At 41.1% G+C, this 304-nt stretch carries 1 protein-coding gene; it reads right to left on the bottom strand.

Annotated features, from left to right (window positions below; genetic code table 11):
* Positions 1 to 278, bottom strand: a 278-nt coding sequence (locus H4J69_RS19780) for an Ig-like domain-containing protein (protein WP_310733626.1), incomplete at its 3' end; no start/stop codon positions are given.
* Positions 279 to 304 lie beyond the last annotated feature (26 nt).

Genomic DNA, 304 nt, shown 5'->3' with positions numbered 1-304 from the left:
GTGTCACCAGCACCATCGGTAACTGTATATGTAATAACAGGAACAGCACCGTTGAAATTATCATTAGGTGTGAAGGTATAACTACCATCGGTATTTAAAGTTAACTCACCTTCAGTGAGAATAACCGTGTCACCTGCATTGTACGTATTCCCACCAACTGTAAAGCTAGTGACAGTTAGTGGACCGTCTGCTGTTTCAGCATTATCTAACACATTGCCCGTGGCGGTTGTATCTTCAGCTATCGTGACAGTTTCACTATCATCACTTAAATCTGACACTGGTGTTACTGAAATTGTTAAAGTTG

The sequence above is a fragment of the Colwellia sp. BRX10-9 genome (assembly GCF_014077405.1).
In the GTDB taxonomy this organism is placed as follows: Bacteria; Pseudomonadota; Gammaproteobacteria; order Enterobacterales; family Alteromonadaceae; genus Colwellia_A.
This window is presented reverse-complemented; position numbering and strand designations above follow the sequence as displayed.